The 20,887-nt window shown below is 41.7% G+C and carries 30 protein-coding genes and 1 pseudogene; 22 read left to right on the top strand and 9 right to left on the bottom strand.

Annotated features, from left to right (window positions below):
* Positions 1–2 precede the first annotated feature (2 nt).
* The 4 genes from gcvPA (at position 3) to H540_RS0101935 (ending at position 3,623) form a co-directional block, all read left to right on the top strand.
* A complete protein-coding gene (gene gcvPA, locus H540_RS0101950; RefSeq protein WP_028399176.1) occupies positions 3–1,346 on the top strand; it encodes an aminomethyl-transferring glycine dehydrogenase subunit GcvPA in 1,344 nt (447 codons plus the stop codon).
* Complete coding sequence (gcvPB, locus tag H540_RS0101945) at positions 1,343–2,800, top strand: aminomethyl-transferring glycine dehydrogenase subunit GcvPB (RefSeq protein WP_028399175.1); 1,458 nt, start codon at positions 1,343–1,345, stop codon at positions 2,798–2,800. The genes gcvPA and gcvPB overlap by 4 nt, the downstream gene beginning before the upstream one ends.
* A gap of 326 nt (positions 2,801–3,126) precedes the next feature.
* The gene (locus H540_RS0101940; protein ID WP_425388065.1) at positions 3,127–3,342 is read left to right on the top strand and encodes a DUF3929 family protein; all 216 of its coding nucleotides are present in this window, start codon (positions 3,127–3,129) and stop codon (positions 3,340–3,342) included.
* Between the two features lie 89 nt (positions 3,343–3,431).
* Positions 3,432–3,623 carry a hypothetical protein gene (locus H540_RS0101935; RefSeq protein ID WP_028399173.1) on the top strand — a complete coding sequence of 64 codons (192 nt, stop codon included), beginning with the start codon at positions 3,432–3,434 and terminating at the stop codon, positions 3,621–3,623.
* 36 nt (positions 3,624–3,659) lie between these two features.
* Here the strand turns inward: H540_RS0101935 and H540_RS32875 are convergent, their stop codons facing one another.
* From H540_RS32875 to H540_RS0101915, 4 genes are all read right to left on the bottom strand, one after another.
* Positions 3,660–3,818 (bottom strand): hypothetical protein, encoded by a 159-nt coding sequence (locus tag H540_RS32875; RefSeq protein ID WP_155890910.1) that lies wholly within the window; start codon positions 3,816–3,818, stop codon positions 3,660–3,662.
* 59 nt (positions 3,819–3,877) lie between these two features.
* Positions 3,878–4,192, bottom strand: a complete 315-nt coding sequence (locus H540_RS0101925) for a DMT family transporter (RefSeq protein WP_028399172.1) — start codon at positions 4,190–4,192, stop codon at positions 3,878–3,880.
* A 1-nt stretch (position 4,193) separates the two neighbouring features.
* The gene (locus H540_RS0101920) at positions 4,194–4,529 is read right to left on the bottom strand and encodes a DMT family transporter (RefSeq protein WP_028399171.1); all 336 of its coding nucleotides are present in this window, start codon (positions 4,527–4,529) and stop codon (positions 4,194–4,196) included.
* 67 nt (positions 4,530–4,596) lie between these two features.
* The gene (locus H540_RS0101915; RefSeq protein ID WP_028399170.1) at positions 4,597–5,166 is read right to left on the bottom strand and encodes a TetR/AcrR family transcriptional regulator; all 570 of its coding nucleotides are present in this window, start codon (positions 5,164–5,166) and stop codon (positions 4,597–4,599) included.
* A 111-nt stretch (positions 5,167–5,277) separates the two neighbouring features.
* Here H540_RS0101915 and H540_RS31260 point away from each other — a divergent pair, with 111 nt between their 5' ends.
* Together H540_RS31260 and H540_RS31255 are read left to right on the top strand one after the other, a co-directional pair.
* A complete protein-coding gene (locus tag H540_RS31260) occupies positions 5,278–6,255 on the top strand; it encodes a GNAT family N-acetyltransferase (protein ID WP_051316954.1) in 978 nt (325 codons plus the stop codon).
* Between the two features lie 159 nt (positions 6,256–6,414).
* Positions 6,415–6,987: a hypothetical protein gene (locus tag H540_RS31255; protein ID WP_051316953.1), complete on the top strand. Its 573-nt coding sequence runs from the start codon at positions 6,415–6,417 to the stop codon at positions 6,985–6,987.
* A gap of 145 nt (positions 6,988–7,132) precedes the next feature.
* On the opposite strand, the gene H540_RS0101900 is transcribed toward H540_RS31255, so the two are convergent.
* Positions 7,133–7,516, bottom strand: coding sequence for a rhodanese-like domain-containing protein (locus H540_RS0101900; RefSeq protein WP_028399169.1), 384 nt, complete (start codon positions 7,514–7,516; stop codon positions 7,133–7,135).
* Between the two features lie 230 nt (positions 7,517–7,746).
* On the opposite strand from H540_RS0101900, the gene H540_RS0101895 reads away from it, so the two are divergent.
* Entirely contained in the window at positions 7,747–8,583 is an 837-nt protein-coding gene (locus H540_RS0101895; RefSeq protein ID WP_028399168.1) for a lipoate--protein ligase family protein, read from the top strand.
* Between the two features lie 146 nt (positions 8,584–8,729).
* On the opposite strand, the gene H540_RS0101890 is transcribed toward H540_RS0101895, so the two are convergent.
* Positions 8,730–9,515 carry a hypothetical protein gene (locus H540_RS0101890; protein WP_028399167.1) on the bottom strand — a complete coding sequence of 262 codons (786 nt, stop codon included), beginning with the start codon at positions 9,513–9,515 and terminating at the stop codon, positions 8,730–8,732.
* Positions 9,516–9,675: 160 nt separating this feature from the next.
* Positions 9,676–10,521 (bottom strand): mechanosensitive ion channel family protein, encoded by an 846-nt coding sequence (locus H540_RS28770; RefSeq protein WP_051316952.1) that lies wholly within the window; start codon positions 10,519–10,521, stop codon positions 9,676–9,678.
* A 72-nt stretch (positions 10,522–10,593) separates the two neighbouring features.
* Here H540_RS28770 and H540_RS35435 point away from each other — a divergent pair.
* From H540_RS35435 to H540_RS0101875, 3 genes and pseudogenes are all read left to right on the top strand, one after another.
* Positions 10,594–10,680 (top strand): annotated as a pseudogene (locus H540_RS35435) (spore photoproduct lyase family protein); the annotation flags it as partial.
* A gap of 171 nt (positions 10,681–10,851) precedes the next feature.
* Positions 10,852–11,280, top strand: coding sequence for a transcriptional regulator MntR (mntR, locus tag H540_RS0101880; RefSeq protein ID WP_028399166.1), 429 nt, complete (start codon positions 10,852–10,854; stop codon positions 11,278–11,280).
* Between the two features lie 117 nt (positions 11,281–11,397).
* Positions 11,398–11,580 (top strand): hypothetical protein, encoded by a 183-nt coding sequence (locus tag H540_RS0101875; RefSeq protein ID WP_028399165.1) that lies wholly within the window; start codon positions 11,398–11,400, stop codon positions 11,578–11,580.
* Positions 11,581–11,593: 13 nt separating this feature from the next.
* On the opposite strand, the gene H540_RS0101870 is transcribed toward H540_RS0101875, so the two are convergent.
* Together H540_RS0101870 and H540_RS0101865 are read right to left on the bottom strand one after the other, a co-directional pair.
* Entirely contained in the window at positions 11,594–11,983 is a 390-nt protein-coding gene (locus H540_RS0101870; RefSeq protein ID WP_028399164.1) for an SA1362 family protein, read from the bottom strand.
* 62 nt (positions 11,984–12,045) lie between these two features.
* A complete protein-coding gene (locus H540_RS0101865; protein ID WP_028399163.1) occupies positions 12,046–12,969 on the bottom strand; it encodes a DUF1385 domain-containing protein in 924 nt (307 codons plus the stop codon).
* A 181-nt stretch (positions 12,970–13,150) separates the two neighbouring features.
* Between H540_RS0101865 and H540_RS0101860 the strand changes: the two genes are divergently transcribed.
* The 12 genes from H540_RS0101860 to spoIIIAG all read left to right on the top strand — a co-directional run bounded on the left by H540_RS0101860 (position 13,151) and on the right by spoIIIAG (position 20,879).
* A complete protein-coding gene (locus H540_RS0101860) occupies positions 13,151–13,654 on the top strand; it encodes a YqhR family membrane protein (RefSeq protein ID WP_281172442.1) in 504 nt (167 codons plus the stop codon).
* A gap of 54 nt (positions 13,655–13,708) precedes the next feature.
* Positions 13,709–14,140, top strand: coding sequence for a type II 3-dehydroquinate dehydratase (aroQ, locus tag H540_RS0101855; protein WP_028399161.1), 432 nt, complete (start codon positions 13,709–13,711; stop codon positions 14,138–14,140).
* Positions 14,141–14,143: 3 nt separating this feature from the next.
* A complete protein-coding gene (gene pepQ, locus H540_RS0101850; protein WP_028399160.1) occupies positions 14,144–15,205 on the top strand; it encodes a Xaa-Pro dipeptidase in 1,062 nt (353 codons plus the stop codon).
* A gap of 18 nt (positions 15,206–15,223) precedes the next feature.
* The gene (gene efp / locus H540_RS0101845; RefSeq protein ID WP_028399159.1) at positions 15,224–15,781 is read left to right on the top strand and encodes an elongation factor P; all 558 of its coding nucleotides are present in this window, start codon (positions 15,224–15,226) and stop codon (positions 15,779–15,781) included.
* Positions 15,782–16,071: 290 nt separating this feature from the next.
* Positions 16,072–16,353: a YqhV family protein gene (locus tag H540_RS0101840; protein WP_028399158.1), complete on the top strand. Its 282-nt coding sequence runs from the start codon at positions 16,072–16,074 to the stop codon at positions 16,351–16,353.
* Positions 16,354–16,366: 13 nt separating this feature from the next.
* Entirely contained in the window at positions 16,367–17,281 is a 915-nt protein-coding gene (spoIIIAA, locus tag H540_RS0101835; protein WP_028399157.1) for a stage III sporulation protein AA, read from the top strand.
* Positions 17,278–17,793 (top strand): stage III sporulation protein SpoIIIAB, encoded by a 516-nt coding sequence (gene spoIIIAB / locus H540_RS0101830; RefSeq protein WP_028399156.1) that lies wholly within the window; start codon positions 17,278–17,280, stop codon positions 17,791–17,793. Before spoIIIAA ends, spoIIIAB begins: the two co-directional genes overlap by 4 nt.
* A 13-nt stretch (positions 17,794–17,806) precedes the next feature.
* The gene (spoIIIAC, locus tag H540_RS0101825; RefSeq protein ID WP_028399155.1) at positions 17,807–18,010 is read left to right on the top strand and encodes a stage III sporulation protein AC; all 204 of its coding nucleotides are present in this window, start codon (positions 17,807–17,809) and stop codon (positions 18,008–18,010) included.
* Between the two features lie 20 nt (positions 18,011–18,030).
* The gene (gene spoIIIAD, locus H540_RS0101820) at positions 18,031–18,420 is read left to right on the top strand and encodes a stage III sporulation protein AD (protein ID WP_081414966.1); all 390 of its coding nucleotides are present in this window, start codon (positions 18,031–18,033) and stop codon (positions 18,418–18,420) included.
* A 4-nt stretch (positions 18,421–18,424) separates the two neighbouring features.
* Positions 18,425–19,597 carry a stage III sporulation protein AE gene (gene spoIIIAE / locus H540_RS0101815; protein ID WP_028399153.1) on the top strand — a complete coding sequence of 391 codons (1,173 nt, stop codon included), beginning with the start codon at positions 18,425–18,427 and terminating at the stop codon, positions 19,595–19,597.
* Positions 19,598–19,609: 12 nt separating this feature from the next.
* Positions 19,610–20,254: a stage III sporulation protein AF gene (gene spoIIIAF, locus H540_RS0101810; protein WP_028399152.1), complete on the top strand. Its 645-nt coding sequence runs from the start codon at positions 19,610–19,612 to the stop codon at positions 20,252–20,254.
* Entirely contained in the window at positions 20,235–20,879 is a 645-nt protein-coding gene (spoIIIAG, locus tag H540_RS0101805) for a stage III sporulation protein AG (RefSeq protein ID WP_034670150.1), read from the top strand. Before spoIIIAF ends, spoIIIAG begins: the two co-directional genes overlap by 20 nt.
* Positions 20,880–20,887 lie beyond the last annotated feature (8 nt).

Raw genomic sequence — 20,887 nt, 5'->3', positions numbered from 1 at the left:
TAATGTTGCATCGTTATCTTCCAATTACAGAAGAAGACAAAAAAGAAATGCTCGGCGCCATCGGCGTTGAGACTGTTCAAGATCTTTTCAGCGATATTCCAAAAAGCGTCCAATTTAAAGGGGATTTAAAAATCAAGACTGCAAAATCCGAGCCTGAACTTATGAAGGAGCTTTCGCAGCTTGCGGCGAAAAATGCGAATCTAAAGGATTATACTTCTTTCCTTGGAGCAGGCGTGTATGATCATTACATTCCGGTTATTGTAGATCACGTCATTTCCCGCTCAGAATTTTATACGGCATATACACCGTATCAGCCGGAAATTTCACAGGGCGAATTGCAAGCCATTTTTGAATTCCAGACGATGATTTGCGAGTTAACAGGCATGGATGTTGCAAATTCCTCCATGTATGACGGCGGTACAGCTCTTGCAGAAGCAGCGATGCTTGCGGCAGGACATACGAAGCAAAAGAAAATTCTCGTATCTAAAACGGTTCATCCGGAAACGAGAGAGGTTTTAAAAACATATGCAAAAGGACAAAACCTGGAAGTGATCGAAATTGCATATAAAGACGGCGTGACAGATGCAGAAGCGCTGCAAAACGAAATGAATGAACAAGTGGCATGCGTAGTGGTGCAATATCCGAACTTCTTCGGGCAAGTAGAAAAATTGGCAGAGCTTGAAGTAATCGCCCATCAGCATAAAGGATTGTTTATCGTTTCTTCTAACCCGATTGCACTTGGAGCATTGACGCCTCCAGGCAAATTTGGAGCCGACATTGTAGTAGGAGATGCACAGCCTTTTGGAATTCCTGCACAATTCGGCGGACCGCATTGCGGCTTCTTCTCTACAACGAAAGCATTTATGCGCAAAATCCCAGGCCGCTTAGTGGGACAGACGAAGGATTCTGAAGGACGCCGTGGCTTTGTGCTTACGCTGCAAGCGCGCGAGCAGCATATCCGCCGCGACAAAGCGACATCTAACATTTGTTCCAACCAAGCGCTAAATGCATTGGCTGCTTCTGTAGCGATGACTGCCCTTGGTAAACAAGGCGTGAAGGAAATGGCAATCCAAAACATTTCCAAAGCACAGTATGCGAAAAAGCAATTTGAGCAAAATGGCTTTACCGCAGCGTTCAATGGCCCTTGCTTTAATGAATTTGTTATTGATTGCAAGCGTCCTGTAAAAGAAATAAACGCTGCTCTTGTACAAAAGCACATCATTGGCGGATATGACCTTGGCAAGGATTATGCAGAACTCTCAAATCATATGCTGCTCGCCGTAACGGAACTCCGTACAAAAGAGGAAATTGACACATTTGTGAAGGAAATGGGGAATATCCGATGATGAACCAAGATCAGTCGCTCATTTTTGAAGTCAGCAAAACGGGGCGTGTAGGATATAGTTTGCCGGTGCTTGATGTAGAAGAAGCTGTACTGGAAAGTATTTTTGACAGCGAATATATTCGCCAAGAAGCGCCAGAGCTTCCGGAAGTATCAGAATTGGACATTATGCGCCATTATACAGCGCTATCGAGACGCAACCATGGTGTAGACTCCGGCTTCTATCCGCTCGGATCTTGCACGATGAAATATAACCCGAAAATCAATGAAAATGTAGCACGCTTCCCTGGTTTTTCTTACATTCATCCGCTCCAAGACGAAAGCACTGTACAGGGAGCTATGGAGCTGATGTATGATTTACAAGAGCATTTAAAGGAAATTACAGGCATGGATGAGGTTACATTGCAGCCGGCAGCTGGTGCTCACGGCGAGTGGACAGGCCTGATGCTGATTCGTGCGTATCATGAAGCTAACAATGATCTCAAGAGAACAAAGGTTATCGTTCCCGATTCTGCGCACGGTACAAACCCGGCATCTGCCACAGTAGCCGGATTTGAAACGATTACTGTAAAATCTGATGAAACAGGGCTTGTAGATTTAGAGGATTTAAAACGCGTAGTCGGCGAAGATACAGCGGCGCTTATGCTTACAAATCCGAACACGCTTGGTTTATTTGAGGAACATATTTTAGAAATGGCGCAAGTCGTTCATGAAGCAGGCGGCAAGCTGTATTATGACGGAGCGAACTTGAACGCTGTATTAAGCAAAGCGCGTCCCGGAGATATGGGATTTGACGTTGTTCATTTAAATCTTCATAAAACATTTACTGGTCCGCATGGCGGCGGCGGCCCGGGGTCTGGTCCTGTCGGTGTGAAGGCAGATTTAATTCCGTTCCTGCCAAAGCCGATATTGGAGAAAACAGAAGAAGGATACCGCTTTAACTGCGACCGTCCGCAGGCAATCGGGCGCGTAAAGCCTTACTACGGAAACTTTGGCATTAATGTTCGCGCGTACACATACATCCGCTCTATGGGTCCGGACGGATTGAAGAGAGTAACAGAAGATGCAGTGCTAAATGCAAACTATATGATGAGAAGATTGGCTCCTTATTATGATCTTCCGTTTGATAAGCATTGCAAGCATGAATTCGTATTGTCAGGAAGACGTCAGAAGAAGCTTGGCGTACGTACGCTTGATATCGCAAAGCGCCTATTGGACTTCGGTTATCACCCGCCTACAATTTACTTCCCGTTAAACGTGGAAGAATGTATCATGATTGAACCGACAGAAACAGAATCCAAAGAAACGCTCGATGCATTTATTGACGTAATGATTCAAATCGCAAAAGAGGCGGAAGAAAATCCGGAAATCGTACAGGAAGCTCCGCATTCAACAGTAATTAAACGCTTAGATGAAACAACTGCAGCACGCAAGCCGATTTTAAGATACGAGAAGTAAGGTTCAACTAACATCAGCGAGCTGCGTGCGTTCCCTTCTTTGGAATACAAGAGGAATTACGGACGCTTAGAGCGGGAAGAAGAAAGTCGCCTTCATGAGAAAAGGGCGGCTTTTCTTTTGTTACATTTCGTTTACGTTTTTGTAAAAAAATACCATAAATCCAAGCTGGACGCAGAATAAAGGGTTTTAAGTCAGTTTGATAAATTCGATAAATTTTGTTAGAATTTTAATGAAATTAAAAGCTTTTATATACATAAAAAAGAAATACGCTTCTGTAGCCTTTATTATTCATGTGAACAAATGAACAAAAAGGAGAGGAAGGAGTAATGTATAAACGATATAGGATGATTTATTACTTAGAAAATGGGAGCGCCATTCAAGATATTAAGGAGTTTTACTATCGCGATAGGGAAAAAATGCTTGAGCGTGTTGTAGAGTCTGTTATGAACAAAAAGAATATTACAGCTATCGACAGTGCAGGTTCTATTATTTCTATCGGTTGTAATGACATTGTTAAGGTAGAGGTAAGCCACATAAATTAGTCTGTATATAACGAAAAACTTGAGGCATAGAGCAAGTTTCGTTACAATAAATATTTAAATGTTGAGTGCAAAAAAGAAAGGGGAGCAAGATGAACCAAAGGATAAGCTTTTATATGTTTGTAGCAGCTTTTGCTCTTGTAGCCTTATTGACTGCCTACCTTATTGTTGATAACAATTGGTACGGTTCCGTTAATCCATTTGTACTTGTATTCATGTACATCGGATTAGCTATCGTCAGCTTTGGCATGAGAGAAGAGATGCTGAATCGTTTTGAGAAGTAATACATAAAAAGAGCTAAACTCCGGTTTAGCTCTTTTTTAATGAAATGCGTCAAGTTCAATATGCTGATACGATTTTGTGTTGTCCCCCTTATTAGAGGGATATTTATGAAGATGAACAGCTAAGCTTATGACGAACACCATGATAAGAAACAGGAAGAAGAAGCGTAAAATTTGCTTAGGAAAAGTTGTTATCATAACCTCACTCCTTTTTGTTCGTATAAGATTATCATTTGTTAAGATACATACTTTATGAATTATTGTGTTAATTTTAATCCGACAGCCCCAACTACGATAAAGCTTAAATACATGAGGCGGCGCCAATATGCAGATTCTTTAAAAATAAATATGCCGAGCAAGGAGCTTCCGCCCGTGCCGATTCCTGTCCAAATGGCATAAGCTGTACCCATAGGCAGAACTTCCATCGCTTTTGATAAAAAGAAGAAGCTCATGGCAAAGCTTGCGGCAAGCAGAAACTTCGGCAAAATTCCTTTTCGCTCACTGGCAAACTTCATGCATATTACACCGAGTACCTCGCCAACTCCTGCGATAAGAAGATATAACCATTCCATTTTAATCTACCTCCGCTTTCCTTTCTGTTTCACCTGTTACACGTTTTAACCCGACGACTCCTGCAAACAATAATGCAATAAACAACATTTTAATAAGAGAAAACGGTTCTCCTAAAAATAGAGTTTCAACCATTACAATTCCTGCCGTGCCAATCCCGGTAAATACAGCATATACGGTACCGACCGGCAGCTTTTTATAGGATTTAAACAGCAGCCAAAAGCTGAGCAGCATAGCTGCCGCTACGCCAATCCAAGCGATAGGTCCTTCAGCATGTTTAAGTCCCAGTACCCAAACAATCTCAATTAAACCGGAAAATATTACATATAGCCATTCCATTTTATATCCCCTTCCTATCGTTCGTTAGGCAAGCGATGTAAGAAAGACGTATTGCCTTGACAATACGTCAACCTTGCAGCCCACGCTGAAAAACCTTCCATGAGGATTGAAATCGTTTTTTAAAGTTTGCTGAACCCGCATACATAAGTTCAATCATCAATCCGTCAAATAAACATAAGTAAGCGTCAAGCGCTTCTTCTGCTTCAACATGAAGCACATTTGCAGCCTTTGCTTCTTGAAAGATGGGACGCAGCATAGTGCCCATTGAATCAATGTATTCATTTGCTTTTGCAACAACAGTAGCTCTTAGCTCATCGGGCGGGAAAAAAGAAGAGCGAAGCCAAAACATAGCTTCTGCGCTTTCATGGAATCTTTCACCGTAGCTTTTGAGAAGAGCATAAAGTAAAGAAAAGCATGATTCATAAGGCTGCGATATATATGCATGCAAAAATGCCAAATCCTTTTGCAGAGTTTCTTCGAGACAAATAAGGTATAACTCTTCCTTGCCTTTAAAGTGAGCATAAATTGACGGCTTCTTAATGCCGACATCTTGTGCGATATCAGCAAGGGAAGTCCCCTTATAGCCATAGCGGGCAAAGCGGGAAAGAGCAGCTGCTTTAATACGATTTGCTGTCATATTTCATCTCCTACCTATCGTTCGTTAGTTTTAACTGTAATAAAATTTACATAAAAAGTCAAGGAAGGATTGCCTTCATAAGCAGAGAAGTAGTAAAGAGGAGGGATGGTAATGATTTTAATGAAATTTCCCATACTCGAAACAAGCCGTTTTCGTTTGCGCGAAGTAACGTTTGAAGATACAGCGCATGTCTTTCATTATTTTTCTGATGAAGAGGTAGTACAATACTATGGATTAGAGCCGTTCATTCGAAGCGAACAAGCCAATGAATTTATTACGCAAGTTCAAAACGGATTTAAAAATGGAACGACAATCCGTTGGGCAATTGCGAAGAAAGAAAACGATGAAATGCTGGGAACAATAGGCTTTCATAATTGGAGCAAGATGCATCATCGTGCAGAAATCGGTTATGAATTAAAGAAGGAAGAATGGCGGAAAGGAATTATGACGGAGGTATTGGAGACGGTGCTGCCGTTTGCGTTTGAGCAGCTGGGGTTAAATCGAATTGGCGCTACCGTACGTAAAGAAAATAGAGGATCGCGCGAGCTTCTGCACAAGTTTGGTTTTACAGAGGAGGGAAATTTGCAGGAGTATCAATATTATTTAGGGAAGTATTATGATTTGCTTATGTACGGCCTTGTGAGTAAGGAGTATCCGCAAAGGAAAGCGGTGTGGAAATATAACGGAACGCCTTATCAAATCGGAAAAACATATAAAATTGCCGCGGAACTGCAGCCTATTGAGATGAATGATGAAAAGATAGAAAAAACGCCGTTTCAAGATACATTATTGTTCTCTGGAAAAAAAGAAGAAACAGTTGCTTCTGTTAAAGTGGAAGGAAAGAACGGCATGTATACAGTCTCTGGAAGCGCCGCATCCGGCATGAAGGATGCTTATTACACAGTAGAAGACGGCCATACGGTTTTAGTAGACAAAACGCCTTTTTCTATTCAAAAGCCATGGCAGGTTCAAATTAATATTCCAAAAGAAAAGCTTCAGAAGAACGGGGTGCTTATGATGATTGTGGATATGAAGGACGCAAGCGGGCATACGGTGCAGAAGGAATATGTACTCCAACAATTTCATTAAACAGGAAGCGACGCCCGCTTCCTGTTTTTTGCTGTCAAAAGCTGTTTAATGCTGTGAGATAAAAGAGGATTTTTCTCAAAGGTGTGGTCTTGGAAAAGAGCGAATAAGTTAAGCAGAAGTTTCTGTTTCTTATAAAACAGGAAAAGGGGCGGAATGTTTATGAGGGGACGAATGCTTTTAGTTATATGCTGTACAGTCGGCCTAGCTGGAGCATGCACTTCCAAGTCTGTCATGCTCAATGAAAAACAGCTTGTGGCAAGCGTGGGTTCAAATCAAAATGTAATGTATGAGCCGGTATCCTTAGAAACAGCGAGAGGAATTCTTCCATTTTCGTTTCAAACACCGTCTTTTCTTCCTTACACACCAAAAAGCGCTACCGCGGCAACCATCCGTAAATTTGGAGATGCAAAAAAACAAAATTTGATTGTAAATGTAAAATACCTAAAGGAAACGGGGAAACAGGACGGCTATATAGAGTTAACGGTTGCGAATTTCAGCTACAATATGGATTTAATAAAGAAATATAAGCTCTTTGACGAAGATGTCTCATTAGCGAATGGTATAAAAGCTTACTTTAAGTTTGAGCAGACCAAATCGCAGCCGCTGCTATCTTTAACATGGAATGTGAAAGAGATAGATTATCAGCTATTGTATCGATGCAAAGAAGGGGCAGATACAGAAGCAGCCAAGTCTGAACTGCTGCAAGTTGCAAATCAAATGAAAAAAGCATAAGAACGTATGGAAGTTGGGTATATGTCTAGCTCCACCGGCTAGGCGCTGCCGCCTAAGAACCTCCGCCGCAAAAAAGCAAAAAGCGCTTTTTAGGGCGGAGGTTCTTAGGCTCTGCGCCTGAACGAGCCGGTTCCGCTTTTCTTTGTTATTTTGCTTTTATTTTGCCTGTCCACGTTTTAAAGCCGCCTTGCAGCTGGTAGAGCTCTTTATAGCCTTTTTTCTTCAAAAATTGACCGGCGCGGCCTGTACGCAAACCGTTTTGACAATAGAAATAAACTGGCTGATCCGGGCGGATTTCCTTATAGCGCATACGAATTTGAGATAATGGAATGTTTCTTGCGCCTAAAATATGACCGGCTTTATATTCATCCGGCTCGCGAATATCGATAAGCTGTGCTTTACGATATCCTGCACGAAACTCTTCTTCATTCAAGTTTTTGACAAGCTTGCGTTGATAAAAGTACATAACCACAGAGTACGTGATGAACGCAACGAGAATTCCAAGGAAGATAAATAAGTTAGCTGACACGATTGCATCGACCCCTTTTTCTAATCTATCATCAATATTATAATGTCCTTGTCTATTTATGCAACAACAAGGGTGAAATTTCATATCTTTTCACAATTTTTGTCGAATTTGTTAAACTAGGACATGTATACAATTGACCGAATCGATTCTAAGCGCTTGTTTCCGCTTCCTTTACAAGAAGGGAATACTACTTAGAGCGAGACAAAAATATTGGCATGAGGTGCAAAAGGATGGAAAAAGAAAAATGGTGTTATATCAATTCAGGAAAGCGCTCAGCTGCTTATAATATGGCTTTGGATGAATGTTTATTGAATTGGCAAAGCGAAAAAAGCATGCCCCCGACAATCCGCTTTTACGAGTGGGCAGTTCCCACTTTATCCATTGGTTACTTTCAGCGGGCAGAAAAGGAAATTAACATGGAGGAAGTTAAAAAGCGCGGATTTGAATTTGTGCGCCGGCCGACTGGAGGGCGCAGTGTTCTGCATGATAGTGAGCTTACATATAGCGTGATTGTGTCAGAGGATCATCCTGAGATGCCTAAAACGGTTACAGAAGCATATCGTATAATTTCTCAAGGTATCTTGGAAGGGTTTCAATCGCTTGGTCTAGAGGCTTACTTCGCTGTCCCAAAAACACAGCAGGAGCGTGATGACCTGAAAAATCCACGCTCCTCTGTTTGCTTTGACGCGCCGTCTTGGTATGAAATTGTAGTAGAAGGCCGGAAAATTGCCGGAAGTGCGCAAACACGTCAAAAAGGTGTGATTCTACAGCACGGTTCTATTCCGCTCGACATTGATTTGGACACGTTATATGATTTGTTCTTGTTCCCGAACGATCGAATGAAGGAGCGAATGAAGAGCATGTTTTCTTCCAAGGCTGTTGCCATCAATGAGCTGACAGACAGAACATTTACAATCCAGCAGTTAATCGATGCCTTTAAGGTCGGCTTTGAAAAAGGATTAAACATTGAATTGATTCCGTATGAATTAACAGAAGCACAGAAGGAAGCTGTGGAAAAGCTCGCTCAAGAAAAATATGAGAGTGTTGATTGGAACTATAAAAAATAAGAGACGGCTTCAGCCGTCTCTTATTTTTTAGCACGCCAATGCTCTCCCTTCTATTCGCAGTATGCAACCACTTGTGCATAGTAAAACACAGGGGAGCTACTATACTATGCAGACGCTCTACACCTTAAAAAGGATCGCGCGTTTTTTTATACAAGATTCAATATTTTCTCGAGATTGATTCCTTTTGTTTTAAGTACCCGCAGCTGATTCACGGCACCAATAATGTCAGCATCTAAGGAGATTTTCACACCTTGTGTCTGAAGCTCTTCTTTTAATTCTTCAATTGAGTCATCCACATCCATTCCCAGCTCATAATCCTGACATACGCCAATGGCTTTTGCCACAAGGCGGCCGTATTGTTCTTGCAGCTGAGAAGTTTGTTGAACTTTAGCGGCAGGTTTGGGAATTTCTGCAGCAGGACGAGCTTGTACTCGTTCTGTATGGATAGGGGTAATAGGAGCCGGCTTCTCTTCGGCTTTTACTTGTTTAACGGGTTTAGGTTCTTCTGCAATCAATTTCTTTACTGGAGGCTCTGGCAATTCTTCTTTCTTTGGCACGGCTGTATGTACAAGTGCCAATGTATCCTCTTCTGTCTCTGATTCCTCGTCTCCCTGTTTATCCTTGCTCCACATAACCCGTTCAATCTCTAAAGTAAGATTGTTTTTCTTCATTTCAATGAGAATGGCTTTGCCTACTTCTGCTTTCCCGGAAAAATCCACGATTTTATAAATTACGCTTTGATTCCAGTCCGCATTTCCGCTTAGAAACAATTCTTCATTCGATTTTGGATTAAGACCCTCTATTTTAATCTCTTTATTTACACCGTTATTGCTGTATACCATTATTAATGATGCTGTTACATCCTTATCTGCCAGCATCAGTTCCCGAACCATTTTTCCGGTTCGCACTTCTGTTTTCTTCTTCAATGACATTGATTTTCCCCTCTCATCGTTTTATACATCGTCCATTTATATATACTCACGAAAAAATATCATACCGAGAAGAAAAGAGGTGAGTCAACTATTTCCTTTTCTATTTTTCTTTTTTTTCAGCAGTTTATGTCTTTTTTAAAATTTGGAAATGTACAAAACATTACATAGATTTCGTATAAACGGCACGTACGGATGGCAATGATACGTCTGCTTCATGCAGTTTTTTTGCCAATAAAAATTTTGTTTCTTGCGCTGCTTTTAAATAATGGACATCATGTACAGTCCCTACAATAGAAAACTTGAATCCGAACGGCGAAGCGTCCAGCGAGGATAAGCCCCAATAGTGATACGGTTCCACAATTTCGCCGTGAGGATGACGCAAAAAGTATTCAATATGCAACTCGTTTAATTCCTCACAGAGCTCTTCCAACAACACTTTTATGCGTGTAGGGTTTTCTTGGAAGTCCACGATAACACTTTCGAAAATACGGCGATGATGGACGTTGCCGTTTATGATCTTTCTTACTTCACCGTTAGAGACGGTCATCAGTTTTCCATCCGTAAGCCGTATGCTTACAACACGAAATCCTAAATCTTCTACAGTGCCGGCCTGCTCATTGTTAATCGAAACGAAGTCTCCTTTTTTTAGCTGTCCTTCAAACAAGAAAAAAAATCCATACAAAAAATCTTTAATGGCGGATTGAGCTCCAAATCCTACGATAATACCGATTACACCGCCGGCAACAAGAATTTGTTTTAAGTCAATAAAACGATTAATTGCCACCAACAGAACAATCATGAGCGTAGCATAGCGCGATGTGTTTTTTACAACAGTTTCAATCGTTTGTTCTTTTTTCTCTTCAATAAAGCTCGTACGCTTAAAGAATTGGTGTAAAAAATAACGAATGAGAGCGAATCCGAAATACGAAATAAGAAATGCAGTTACAACGGAAAGAATGTATGTTTTTACTTCGCTCAGTTTTAAGGAAACAATGGTTTCCAGCACGTATAATTCCCCCCCTTTAGATTATCTTCCCCAATCATATAGCATTACAAAGAAAAAAGTGATTGGCAAGAGTTTTTTTACTGTATTAATTCTAGATATGTAATTAAAAACTTCGAGCCGGGAACGTCTCCATTTGAAGATCGGATTGAAGCGGCAAAGCTTGAGCAAACCATCCGTTCGTATATCAACGAGTACTTTCCAAATGCGCATATTCAATACTTTACGTAAACGGCTTCCTCCTCCCTTGTCACAGTGCTCTTTCTGTTGTATGATTTTATTGATTGCTTAGCGCCGGAAGTGACAAAGAAAACAATTGGATGGAGGAAACCAATGCCTACTCCTAGTATGGAAGATTATATAGAACAAATTTATTTATTGATTGAAGAGAAAGGATACGCACGTGTATCAGACATTGCAGAAGCACTGAATGTACATCCTTCTTCTGTGACAAAAATGGTGCAAAAGCTTGATAAAGATGAGTATTTGATTTATGAAAAATACAGAGGGCTTGTTTTAACAGCCAAAGGAAAAAAGATTGGAAAACGTCTTGTATACCGTCATGAGCTGCTGGAACAATTCATGCGCATCATCGGTGTGGATGAAAGTAAGATTTATGGCGATGTAGAAGGAATCGAGCATCATTTAAGCTGGGAAGCCATTGATCGCATTGGCGACCTTGTACAATATTTCGAAGAAGACGGCGGACGAGTAGAGCTCCTCCGAACTATCCAAAAAACAAATGAGGATCAAAATCAATAAAAAAGAAAGCTGAACTGTAGTCAGCTTTCTTTTTTTTGAATACGTAAAAGAAGTGTGTAAATTCTGATTATTTAGATATATAATAGGGATGACGCCTGTAAAGAAAGGATGAGGAGGATGATTTCAAACGAGAGCCGAAAATGTCTTGGAGGAAATCCGTTTGTACTGGAAGGGGAAAAGATTGAATTAAAGCAGGAGCATAAAGAAGAAATTTGGGCATACCGTTCACAAGATGCTTCTAAGCCAATCGTGCTGCTGCCGGAAAAAACTGTATTATCCGGAAATCCATACGCTGTATAAAAGAAAGACCACGCTAAAATGAAGCGCGGTCTTTCTTTTTGCCTTTTTTGCCTTCAATAACAGTTAGGTGGGATTGCTTTCGTTTTTTCTTGAATAAAGATGACCTGCCTTTTTTGCCTTTTGCATCCTGCAAATGTTTTTTATTGCTTAGGGGTGTAACATTCGGCTTTGCATATTTTCGTTTCGACTGTTTTGCGGCGCGATTGTAAGAAGCTCGCGTATTTGATCCGCCGGACCTTGTAAATAGCTTGTAAAGCAAATAAAATGCACCTAAAACAATTCCAATCGTTAAAATGTTTTGCAGCACTCCCGCAGGGTCTTGGACTGCAGATGTTACAAGTTGAAATACCGCCAGCCCCACGACGAGGAGGAAAAGAACCAAAGTAAACGAACGGCCGCTCACGGCACACACCTCCTAAAAGCATTTGTTTAATCTTAGTTAAAGCAGGATGAAAGGATGACAATCTATGATTGCTTTTGTTCTAAACGAAGCAGCTCATTAAAGGATGCAATTGCCACTTCTACTTGATTATCGTTCGGCTCTTTTGTGGTAAGAAGCTGCAGCCATAATCCTGGATATCCGAGAAAGCGCAAAATAGGAAGATGGCGGAGCGCATTTGTAAATTGCAGTACTTCAAATGAAATACCGAGCACAACCGGAATTAATGCAAGCCGGTTGACAAGACGAAACCATAACGGCTCTGTCGGCACTAATAAATAAATGAACATGCCTATAATGACAGTAAATAAAATAAAGCTGCTGCCGCATCGGTAATGAAGACGTGTTTGGCTTTGCACATTTTCAATTGTAAGCGGGAGATTGTTTTCATAGGCATTGATTACCTTATGCTCCGCACCGTGGTATTGAAAAACCCTTTTAATGATAGGGGCCAGCGATACGAAGTAAATATAGCTCAGAAGCAAAATGAGCTTAATGACGCTCTCTACTATAACCTGTGCTATATGAGAAGGAAACATAGGTTTGGTTAATGCTGCCAGCAAAGCTGGTGCAGCTGTGAAAATGACTTTTCCGAAAATGAAGGAGAGGACACCTACAACTGCTACACCGAGCATCATAGTCAGCTTTGATTGCTCTTCTTTTTTCTTAATTAATGCTTCGTCATCGCTTGGGTCTATACCAAAGCGTTCTGATGAAAAGTTTAAATGCTTTGCGCCATTTGCGCTTGCATATACAATAGCGGCAATGCCGCGCAGAAAAGGAATCTTTTTTAAGATGTTCAGCGCTTGATTGCTTGTTCGCGGCAATCGATAAAATTCGATTGATCGATCTTTCCTGCGAATTGCTGTAACAGTATATTCTCTGCCGCCGAACATAACTCCTTCTACAACTGCTTGACCGCCGTATATTTGTTTTGTCTCCTCTGTCATGTAAACACCAACCTGTATTCTTTTTCTACATTGTAGCGGTAAAACTTGCTTTATGACAAGCGAAACCGCAAGGCTGGCGTCTGCTTCCTTAATTCCTATATAGCCAAATTCACTCCTTTTTAAACACAGATGGACATGATTTCACGAGGCCCGGGACATACTAACAGCGGAGGTGTAAAGATTGGAAAAGAATCAAAACAAGAAACAGCCGCAAGCTTTTATGAAAAAAGCGGCGCAGATTGGCCTATTTGGCGGTTTATTTTGGGGTGCAGTTTGGTATTTTTTACATATTTTTTCCTTTTCAAATGTTGGGCCAAATTATTTTCTCATGCCATTTGCACTAGGAGATTGGAAAAAAGATGTATGGGGAAATGTGTCCGGTATTGCAGTAATGGGTATCCTATCTATTGTAATAGCAATGCTGTACGGGGCGCTCTTTAAAAAGTTTCAAGGTGTAATTCCTGGTATTATATATGGGCTTTTTTGGTGGGCTGTTTTATTTTTGGGAATTGGCTCCCTTTCTCCTGTCCTCAAAAACGCTTTGGAGTTTCAAAAAGAAACTCTTATTACAACTATTTGTATTTTTATCCTATATGGAGTATTCATCGCTTATTCCGTTTCGTTTGAAGCCAGTGAAGAAAAATTGACAGGAACGGCTAAAGAGACAAACTATTCAAATAAGTAGGGAGTATGATAGAATGTTCTACGAACATTCTTTTTTAATAAGGGGTTAGTACATATGAAAAAAATTCTTCTCATAAATGGACCGAATTTAAATCGTCTCGGCGTGCGTGAAGTAGGTGTATACGGTACAGGAACACTTCAGTCTTTAGAAGAGGAATTGTGCCGTTTTGCGCATGATTTGGGGGCTGAACTCGATTGCTTTCAATCCAACCATGAAGGCACAATCATTGATAAGCTCCATGAGGCTGATTTATACGAGGGGATTGTCCTGAATCCAGGCGCCTATACGCATTATAGCTATGCAATCCGCGATGCGATTGCAAGCATCTCTGTTCCTGTAATTGAAGTGCATATTTCTAACATTCATAAACGAGAATCGTTCCGCCATGTTTCTGTGACAGCACCGGTTACAGCGGGACAAATTGTGGGACTCGGATTTTACGGTTATAAGCTGGCACTTTTAGCGCTCACAAAAGGGGAGGCGTAAAGCATGAATAAACTTGTAAAATTAAGAGAAACATTTGAAACGGCAGGCATTGATGGATTACTTATTACGAGCGGCTACAATCGTACATATATGACAAATTTTACGGGGACTGCCGGTGTTGTGCTCATTTCCAAGGATAAGGCTGTTTTCATTACAGACTTCCGCTATGTAGAGCAAGCCCAAAAGCAAGCGGTTGGTTATGAAATCATTCAGCACACTGGTCCGATTGCAGAAGAGGTTGCATCTCAAGTAAAGGCTTTGCATATAGCCAAGCTTGGTTTTGAACAAGATGCTCTTACATACGGTGAGTTTAAAGTATATGAAGAAAAAGTGGAAACGGAATTTGTTCCGACTTCCGGCTTAGTTGAAAAGTTACGCTTGATTAAGACGGACTCTGAGATTAAGATATTAAAGGATGCTGCGCAAATTGCAGACGCGGCCTTTACACACATTCTATCGTTCATTCGCCCTGGAATTTCAGAGCTTGATGTGTCAAATGAACTGGAATTCTTCATGAGAAGACAAGGTGCTGCTTCTTCTTCGTTTGACATTATCGTGGCTTCGGGCCATCGTTCAGCATTGCCTCACGGTGTGGCGTCTGAAAAATTGATAGAAAAGGGAGATTTTGTTACATTAGATTTCGGTGCTTATTACAAGGGATATTGTTCCGATATTACTCGTACACTAGCGGTAGGAGAGCCTTCTCCTGAGCTGAAGAACATTTATGACATCGTACTCGAGGCGCAATTGCGCGGCGTGAACGGCATTAAAGCAGGAATGACAGGGCGCGAAGCAGATGCTTTAACGCGCGATTACATATCTGAAAAGGGCTATGGCCAATATTTCGGTCATTCTACCGGGCATGGAATCGGCTTGGAGATTCATGAAGGACCTGGTCTTTCCATGCGTTCTGATGTTGTGCTGGAGCCGGGAATGGTTGTAACAGTAGAGCCTGGCATCTATGTTCCGAACTTAGGTGGCGTTCGTATTGAAGATGATATCCTTGTAACGAAGGATGGCAACGAAATTTTAACGCATTCCCAAAAAGAACTCATCATTTTATAATACAGGAGGATTTTTTGCATGATTTCAGTAAACGATTTTCGTACAGGTTTAACAATTGAAACTGACGGCGGACTTTGGCAAGTTATCGAATTCCAGCACGTAAAACCAGGTAAAGGTGCTGCATTCGTTCGCTCTAAGCTTCGTAACCTTCGTACAGGATCTATCCAAGAAAAAACATTCCGCGCAGGCGAGAAAGTAGAAAAAGCGCATATCGAAAACCGCCGTATGCAGTACTTGTATGTAATGGGTGATGCGCATGTGTTCATGGATAACGAAAGCTATGAGCAACTGGAACTTCCAGCTAAGCAAATCGAGCGCGAATTAAAGTTCTTGAAAGAAAATATGGAAGTATTCATCATGACATTCCAGGGTGAAGTACTTGGCGTAGAGCTTCCAAACTCAGTTGAACTAAAGGTTGCAGAAACAGAGCCGGGCATCAAAGGTGACACTGCTTCTAACGTAACAAAGCCAGCTACAATGGAAACGGGGCTTGTTGTACAAGTGCCTATTTTTATCAACGAAGGCGAAACGCTTATTATCAACACAACAGAAGGAAAATACGTTTCTCGTGCGTAATAGCCTATAAAAAAAGCACCTGCAGTATCCGCAGGTGCTTTTTTTATCATAAATTAGGCGAGAATACCCCATTTCAAGCGTGTGAATGGTGTGTAACGGTAAGTGGGGGAGGTTCATGTGAAATACGGCAAATAAATGAACTGAAAACCTGTACAGAATTCGGCATGAAAGAGAGAGCATAACAGCTCTCTCTTTTCTTTTGCAAAAATCTATTTTCGATTCTGAAACGGACAATCAATGCATATGGTTGTACAAAACGTATTTTTGCAACAGCGGAAGAAGGTGAGACGGTGAAGCAATGGCTGGCGATTATAGAATCGTCCGTGCTGGCAATGGCGCTGCTGCGGCTTATATCCGGGAGCATTGAAGTCACGGCCGCATTATTTATGCTGCATTTCAACGATGCAAAAAAAGCTCTTCTCATTAACGGGATGCTGGCATTCGTCGGTCCGACGGTATTGATTGTAACAATGTCAATCGGGGTATTGAGCGTTGCAAATGAACTTTCTTTCTTGAAGTTGTTTTTTCTTTTTCTGGGAGTAGGGTGCATTTTAATTGCAGTCTTTAAATGATGAGGAGAAGCGTATGAAAGAAGTTATAGAAATTTTGCCAAAAGGAATACAAGCTGTACTTCATTCAGGGGATTTCGAAGAGCTAGAAGAAATCCGCATCCGCATACAGCGGCCGCTGGAGTGCATTGTGCGAGGAACACCGCAGTTCTATCAGTATACGGTTACACATGAGGACGGGGCATATTTGCTCAATAAGCTTAGTCAATTCTCGGTTTATACCATGGAAGAAGAACTGAAAAGAGGCTATGTAACTTTACGGGGAGGACACCGTGTCGGGCTGGCGGGAAAGGTTATTACCGAAAAAGGCACTGTTAAAATCATACGAGATGTAACCTCTTTCAATATTCGTATCGCAAAGCAAAAGATTGGGATTGCAGAGCCTCTGCTTCCGTATTTGTATGAGAAACGCTGGCTTAACACAATAATAATTGGTCCGCCGCAAACAGGGAAAACAACATTGCTTCGTGATTTCGCGAGAATTATGAGTACAGGGCACACGAATATTCCATCCTCAAAGGTCGGTATAGTGGACGAACGTTCCGAAATTGCGGGCTCTGTAAAAGGTGTGCCTCAATACGAGCTGGGAATGCGTGTCGACGTACTGGATGCTTGCCCAAAAGCTGAAGGGATGATGATGCTCATTCGTTCTATGAGTCCGGACATCTTGATTGTAGATGAGGTGGGGCGCGAGGAAGACGGGGAAGCCATTATGGAAGCGGTAAACGCCGGTGTGCAGCTTTTCATCACTGCGCATGGCTATGAATACAAAGACTTGCTTAAAAGGCCCTCACTGCGGCAAATCGCCGAGCTTGGTGTGTTTGAAAGGTGTATTGAGTTATCCCGATTAAAGGGACCTGGAACAGTAGCTAATATTAAAGATGGAACGGGAAGATCCATTCTGCAAAAAGCGAGAGTGAAAAGCTCATGATGAAAATGATCGGCGCGGTACTGATTGTAGCTGCTACGACATGGATCGGCTTTCAGTTTGCTAAAAAAGTAAGTGAACGTCCGAGACAGCTCCGCTTATTAAAAACAGCGCTGCAATCGCTTGAAGCGGAAATTATGTATGGACATACACCCCTAAGCGAAGCGGCAGAGCGTCTTGCGAAACAAATGCCGAAGCCGTTGTCTTGGATGTTTCAGAGCTTTCAAACTCGTCTGCAACGAGGTGATAAAACGGTTCGGGAAGCATGGAATGAGAGCCTGCAAGACATATGGAAGCTAACTGCTTTGAAGCAGACAGAGCAGGAGATTTTGCAGCAATTCGGAGAGACGCTGGGACAGCACGACCGCGACTCCCAGCAAAAGCATATCCGATTATGCATTACGCATTTAGAAAGAGAAGAAGGCGAAGCGAAGGATGCGCAGCTGCGCTATGAAAAAATGATGAAAAGCCTTGGCTTTTTAACAGGCTTACTCATAGTGATTCTACTGGTGTAGGGGGGAACGAAACATGTCCATCGACGTTGGTCTTATTTTTCAAATTGCAGGCATAGGCATTATTTTAGCCTTCATTCATACCGTATTAAAAGAGCTGAAGCGAGAGGATATTGCAAACTGGGTCATTCTCGTCGGGTTTGTCGTCATATTGTTCCATGTAGCGTTTTTAATCAATAATCTGTTTGACAAAATCAAAAGTGTATTTCTCTTTCGGTAAAGGGGGCGGTTCTCATCGAGATTCTTCAAATTGTCGGTCTTGGATTAATCGCTACCTTTTTGGCAGCTGTACTGAATCAGCAGAAATCAAGCATCACCTCTTTGTTTATTGTATTTGTCGGAAGCGTCATGTTTCTTCTTCTTATCGATCAAATTGGCGCCATCCTAGATATGATACAACGCATTGCCAATGAAGCGAACGTGAGCAATGTGTATGTGGAAACGCTGCTGAAAATTATCGGAATCGCCTATATTGCGGAGTTTGGCGCTCAGGTGACAAAGGATGCCGGGCAAGGGGCCATTGCATCCAAGATTGAACTGGCAGGAAAAATTTTAATTCTTGTAATGGCGATTCCAATTTTAACGGTAGTAATCGAAACCATTCTTGGTTTCTTGCCGAAGGGAGGGTGAATGCATGAATCGAAAAATCGGTGTTTCTCTTCTCTTTTTCTTTCTTTTCTTTTTCTCCTTGCCTCTTATGGTACAAGCATCCCCTGCGCAGCAGGAGGTTGTAGAGGGACAGCTGAATCAGCTCGGAGTGGAGGATATTAAAAAATATTGGGACGAGCTTGTCAGTAAGTACGGCGTCTACTTGCCTGAAAGTCAAAAGGGAAGCTTTCTGGAGTTTATAAAGGGAGAAAAACAATTCTCTATTAAAGAGTGCTTTGCCGGTTTCGTAAAGTATTTGTTTCACGAGCTGATTGCAAATGGAAAGCTGTTGGGGACTTTGATTATGCTGACAGTTTTCAGCGCGCTCCTGCAATCGTTGCAATCCGCTTTTGACAAAAGTAACGTAGGAAAAATTGCAGACGCAGTTGTATATATGGTCCTTATGATTTTTGCGCTGAACAGCTTTTATGTTGTTACGACATACGCAAAAGAAACGATTCAAATGATGATTGATTTTATCATGGCGCTATTGCCAATTCTGCTGGCCTTAATTGCTGCAGGGGGAGGAGTTGTATCAGTATCCTTCTTCCACCCCATCATTGTCTTTTTAATGAATACGAGCGGTTTGTTGATGAACTATGTTGTGCTTCCGCTTCTGTTTTTGGCCACAATTTTGAGTATTGTCAGTACGATGAGCGACCAGTATAAGGTAACGAAGCTTGCCAAGCTTCTCCAAAACGTCAGTGTCGGTCTCATCGGTATTTTTCTTACTGTTTTTCTCGGCGTTCTCTCTGTACAAGGAACGGCAACAGCTGTTGCTGATGGCATTGCGGTAAAAACAGCGAAGTTTGTGACGGGGAACTTTATCCCGGTTGTAGGAAGGATGTTTACAGAAGCGACTGACACAGTGCTGAGCGCTTCCGCTTTATTGAAGAATACCGTGGGAATTGCCGGCGTACTTATTTTGCTGCTCATTGTTGCATTTCCGGCGATTAAAATTTTTGTAATCGCCTTTATTTATAAATTTGCTGCTGCGATTTTACAGCCTGTAGGGGGAGGATCTATCATCCAATGCCTTGATATTATCGGAAAAAGCATCATTTACGTTTTTGCCTGCTTAGCAATCGTTTCTCTCATGTTTTTTCTAAGCATCACAATTATCATAGCGGCAGGAAATGTAACGCTTATGATGCGGTAGGAGGTGAACGGGATGCAATTTATTACTGAGTGGGTTCGAAATATTATCGTGTTTCTTCTTCTGGCAACCGTGCTGCATATGCTCCTGCCGAATTCCAAATTGCAAAAGTATGTAAAATTCATCGTAAGTCTTCTTCTCATTGTACTTATTTTAACACCGATATTTAAATTGCTGCAGACAGACATACAAGAAGCGATCTCTGGATTTGATCAGCGTAAGTATGTGGCAGATGGTAGAGTAGAAAATTTAATAGATGCAAAGAAAAAAGAAATACAAGCCTCACAGCGTGCATATATTTTAGAACAGATGGCTGTCCAAATGAAAAATCAGGTAGCAAAAGAACTGGAAAGTCAGTATGGCGTGAAGTTCGTCGATCTTCATCTTACCGTTCCGGAAGACAAGCAGGAAATTAAGTCGCAACAGGATATCCAAGGCATTGTGGTTACTCTTGCAAAGACCGAACAAAAAAAATCCGAAACGGTAGAAGCTGTGAAAAAAGTGGAGATTAACACAAGTACGCCATACGAAGCAAACATGGACACTCAAGCATCTAAAGACATACAACAATTCCTGGCACAGCAGTGGCAGCTAGAAGAAAAAAAAATAACGGTAGAGGAAGGGGGGAGGGGAAGGACGCATGAACGACAACAAAAATAACATCTTTCAGAAGTGGTTTAAAGGGAGTGAAGAGGACGAGAGAGCGAGAAAAAAACTAGCGCCAAAGCTCATATTGACCTTGCTGGCGCTTGGCATTTTACTTATGTTTTCCGGCAGTTTATTTCAAAAGAAAAAAGAAGAGGTTCCCGTCTTCAGTCAGCAAACCAAAAGTGAACCGAAAGATGTGGCTGCGTTTGCTCAAAAAAACAGCAGTTCTTCCACAATTGAGAAGAATGAGAAGCAATATGAGGGGCAGCTAAAAGATTTGCTTGAAGGTATTGTCGGCGTGAAGGACGTCACAGTCGTGGTGAATTTGGATTCTACAGATACGAAAGTTTTAGAAAAGGACCGCGTCACCCGCTCCCAAAAAACTGATGAAACAGACCGTGACGGCGGCAAGCGGATGGTGGAGGACCAATCTGTAGAAGAAAAACCTGTAATTGTTCGCGAGGGCGACAAAGAAGCTCCCGTTGTTTTGAGAATGGATAAGTCTAAGGTACGCGGCGTTGCCATTACAGCAAAGGGAGCAGACAACATAGAGGTGAAAAAAATGATAATTGAAGCAGTCACGCGTTATCTCGGCGTCCCGAGCCATCGCGTTTCTGTATTACCTAAAAAGAATTAAGGAGGAAC

It is taken from the genome of Ectobacillus panaciterrae DSM 19096, assembly GCF_000430785.1.
Classification (GTDB): Bacteria; Bacillota; Bacilli; order Bacillales; family Bacillaceae_G; genus Ectobacillus; species Ectobacillus panaciterrae.
Note: the sequence above shows the minus strand (reverse complement) of the source record. Positions and strands in the feature narration are given on the sequence as shown.

Bases quoted from the DNA above. Each gene is read 5' to 3' on its own strand.
- spoIIIAA (WP_028399157.1), top strand. From the start codon at position 16,367: ATGAAAGAAGTTATAGAAATTTTGCCAAAAGGAATACAAGCTGTACTT.
- pepQ (WP_028399160.1), top strand. From the start codon at position 14,144: ATGAATAAACTTGTAAAATTAAGAGAAACATTTGAAACGGCAGGCATT.
- aroQ (WP_028399161.1), top strand. From the start codon at position 13,709: ATGAAAAAAATTCTTCTCATAAATGGACCGAATTTAAATCGTCTCGGC.
- spoIIIAG (WP_034670150.1), top strand. From the start codon at position 20,235: ATGAACGACAACAAAAATAACATCTTTCAGAAGTGGTTTAAAGGGAGT.
- spoIIIAC (WP_028399155.1), top strand. From the start codon at position 17,807: ATGTCCATCGACGTTGGTCTTATTTTTCAAATTGCAGGCATAGGCATT.
- gcvPB (WP_028399175.1), top strand. From the start codon at position 1,343: ATGATGAACCAAGATCAGTCGCTCATTTTTGAAGTCAGCAAAACGGGG.
- H540_RS0101915 (WP_028399170.1), bottom strand. From the start codon at position 5,166: ATGACAGCAAATCGTATTAAAGCAGCTGCTCTTTCCCGCTTTGCCCGC.
- H540_RS0101940 (WP_425388065.1), top strand. From the start codon at position 3,127: ATGTATAAACGATATAGGATGATTTATTACTTAGAAAATGGGAGCGCC.
- spoIIIAF (WP_028399152.1), top strand. From the start codon at position 19,610: ATGCAATTTATTACTGAGTGGGTTCGAAATATTATCGTGTTTCTTCTT.
- H540_RS32875 (WP_155890910.1), bottom strand. From the start codon at position 3,818: ATGATAACAACTTTTCCTAAGCAAATTTTACGCTTCTTCTTCCTGTTT.
- H540_RS0101895 (WP_028399168.1), top strand. From the start codon at position 7,747: ATGGAAAAAGAAAAATGGTGTTATATCAATTCAGGAAAGCGCTCAGCT.
- H540_RS0101890 (WP_028399167.1), bottom strand. From the start codon at position 9,515: ATGTCATTGAAGAAGAAAACAGAAGTGCGAACCGGAAAAATGGTTCGG.
- H540_RS31260 (WP_051316954.1), top strand. From the start codon at position 5,278: ATGATTTTAATGAAATTTCCCATACTCGAAACAAGCCGTTTTCGTTTG.
- H540_RS31255 (WP_051316953.1), top strand. From the start codon at position 6,415: ATGAGGGGACGAATGCTTTTAGTTATATGCTGTACAGTCGGCCTAGCT.
- H540_RS0101920 (WP_028399171.1), bottom strand. From the start codon at position 4,529: ATGGAATGGCTATATGTAATATTTTCCGGTTTAATTGAGATTGTTTGG.
- H540_RS0101925 (WP_028399172.1), bottom strand. From the start codon at position 4,192: ATGGAATGGTTATATCTTCTTATCGCAGGAGTTGGCGAGGTACTCGGT.
- spoIIIAE (WP_028399153.1), top strand. From the start codon at position 18,425: ATGAATCGAAAAATCGGTGTTTCTCTTCTCTTTTTCTTTCTTTTCTTT.
- H540_RS0101865 (WP_028399163.1), bottom strand. From the start codon at position 12,969: ATGACAGAGGAGACAAAACAAATATACGGCGGTCAAGCAGTTGTAGAA.
- H540_RS0101875 (WP_028399165.1), top strand. From the start codon at position 11,398: ATGATTTCAAACGAGAGCCGAAAATGTCTTGGAGGAAATCCGTTTGTA.
- gcvPA (WP_028399176.1), top strand. From the start codon at position 3: ATGTTGCATCGTTATCTTCCAATTACAGAAGAAGACAAAAAAGAAATG.
- H540_RS0101935 (WP_028399173.1), top strand. From the start codon at position 3,432: ATGAACCAAAGGATAAGCTTTTATATGTTTGTAGCAGCTTTTGCTCTT.
- mntR (WP_028399166.1), top strand. From the start codon at position 10,852: ATGCCTACTCCTAGTATGGAAGATTATATAGAACAAATTTATTTATTG.
- spoIIIAB (WP_028399156.1), top strand. From the start codon at position 17,278: ATGATGAAAATGATCGGCGCGGTACTGATTGTAGCTGCTACGACATGG.
- efp (WP_028399159.1), top strand. From the start codon at position 15,224: ATGATTTCAGTAAACGATTTTCGTACAGGTTTAACAATTGAAACTGAC.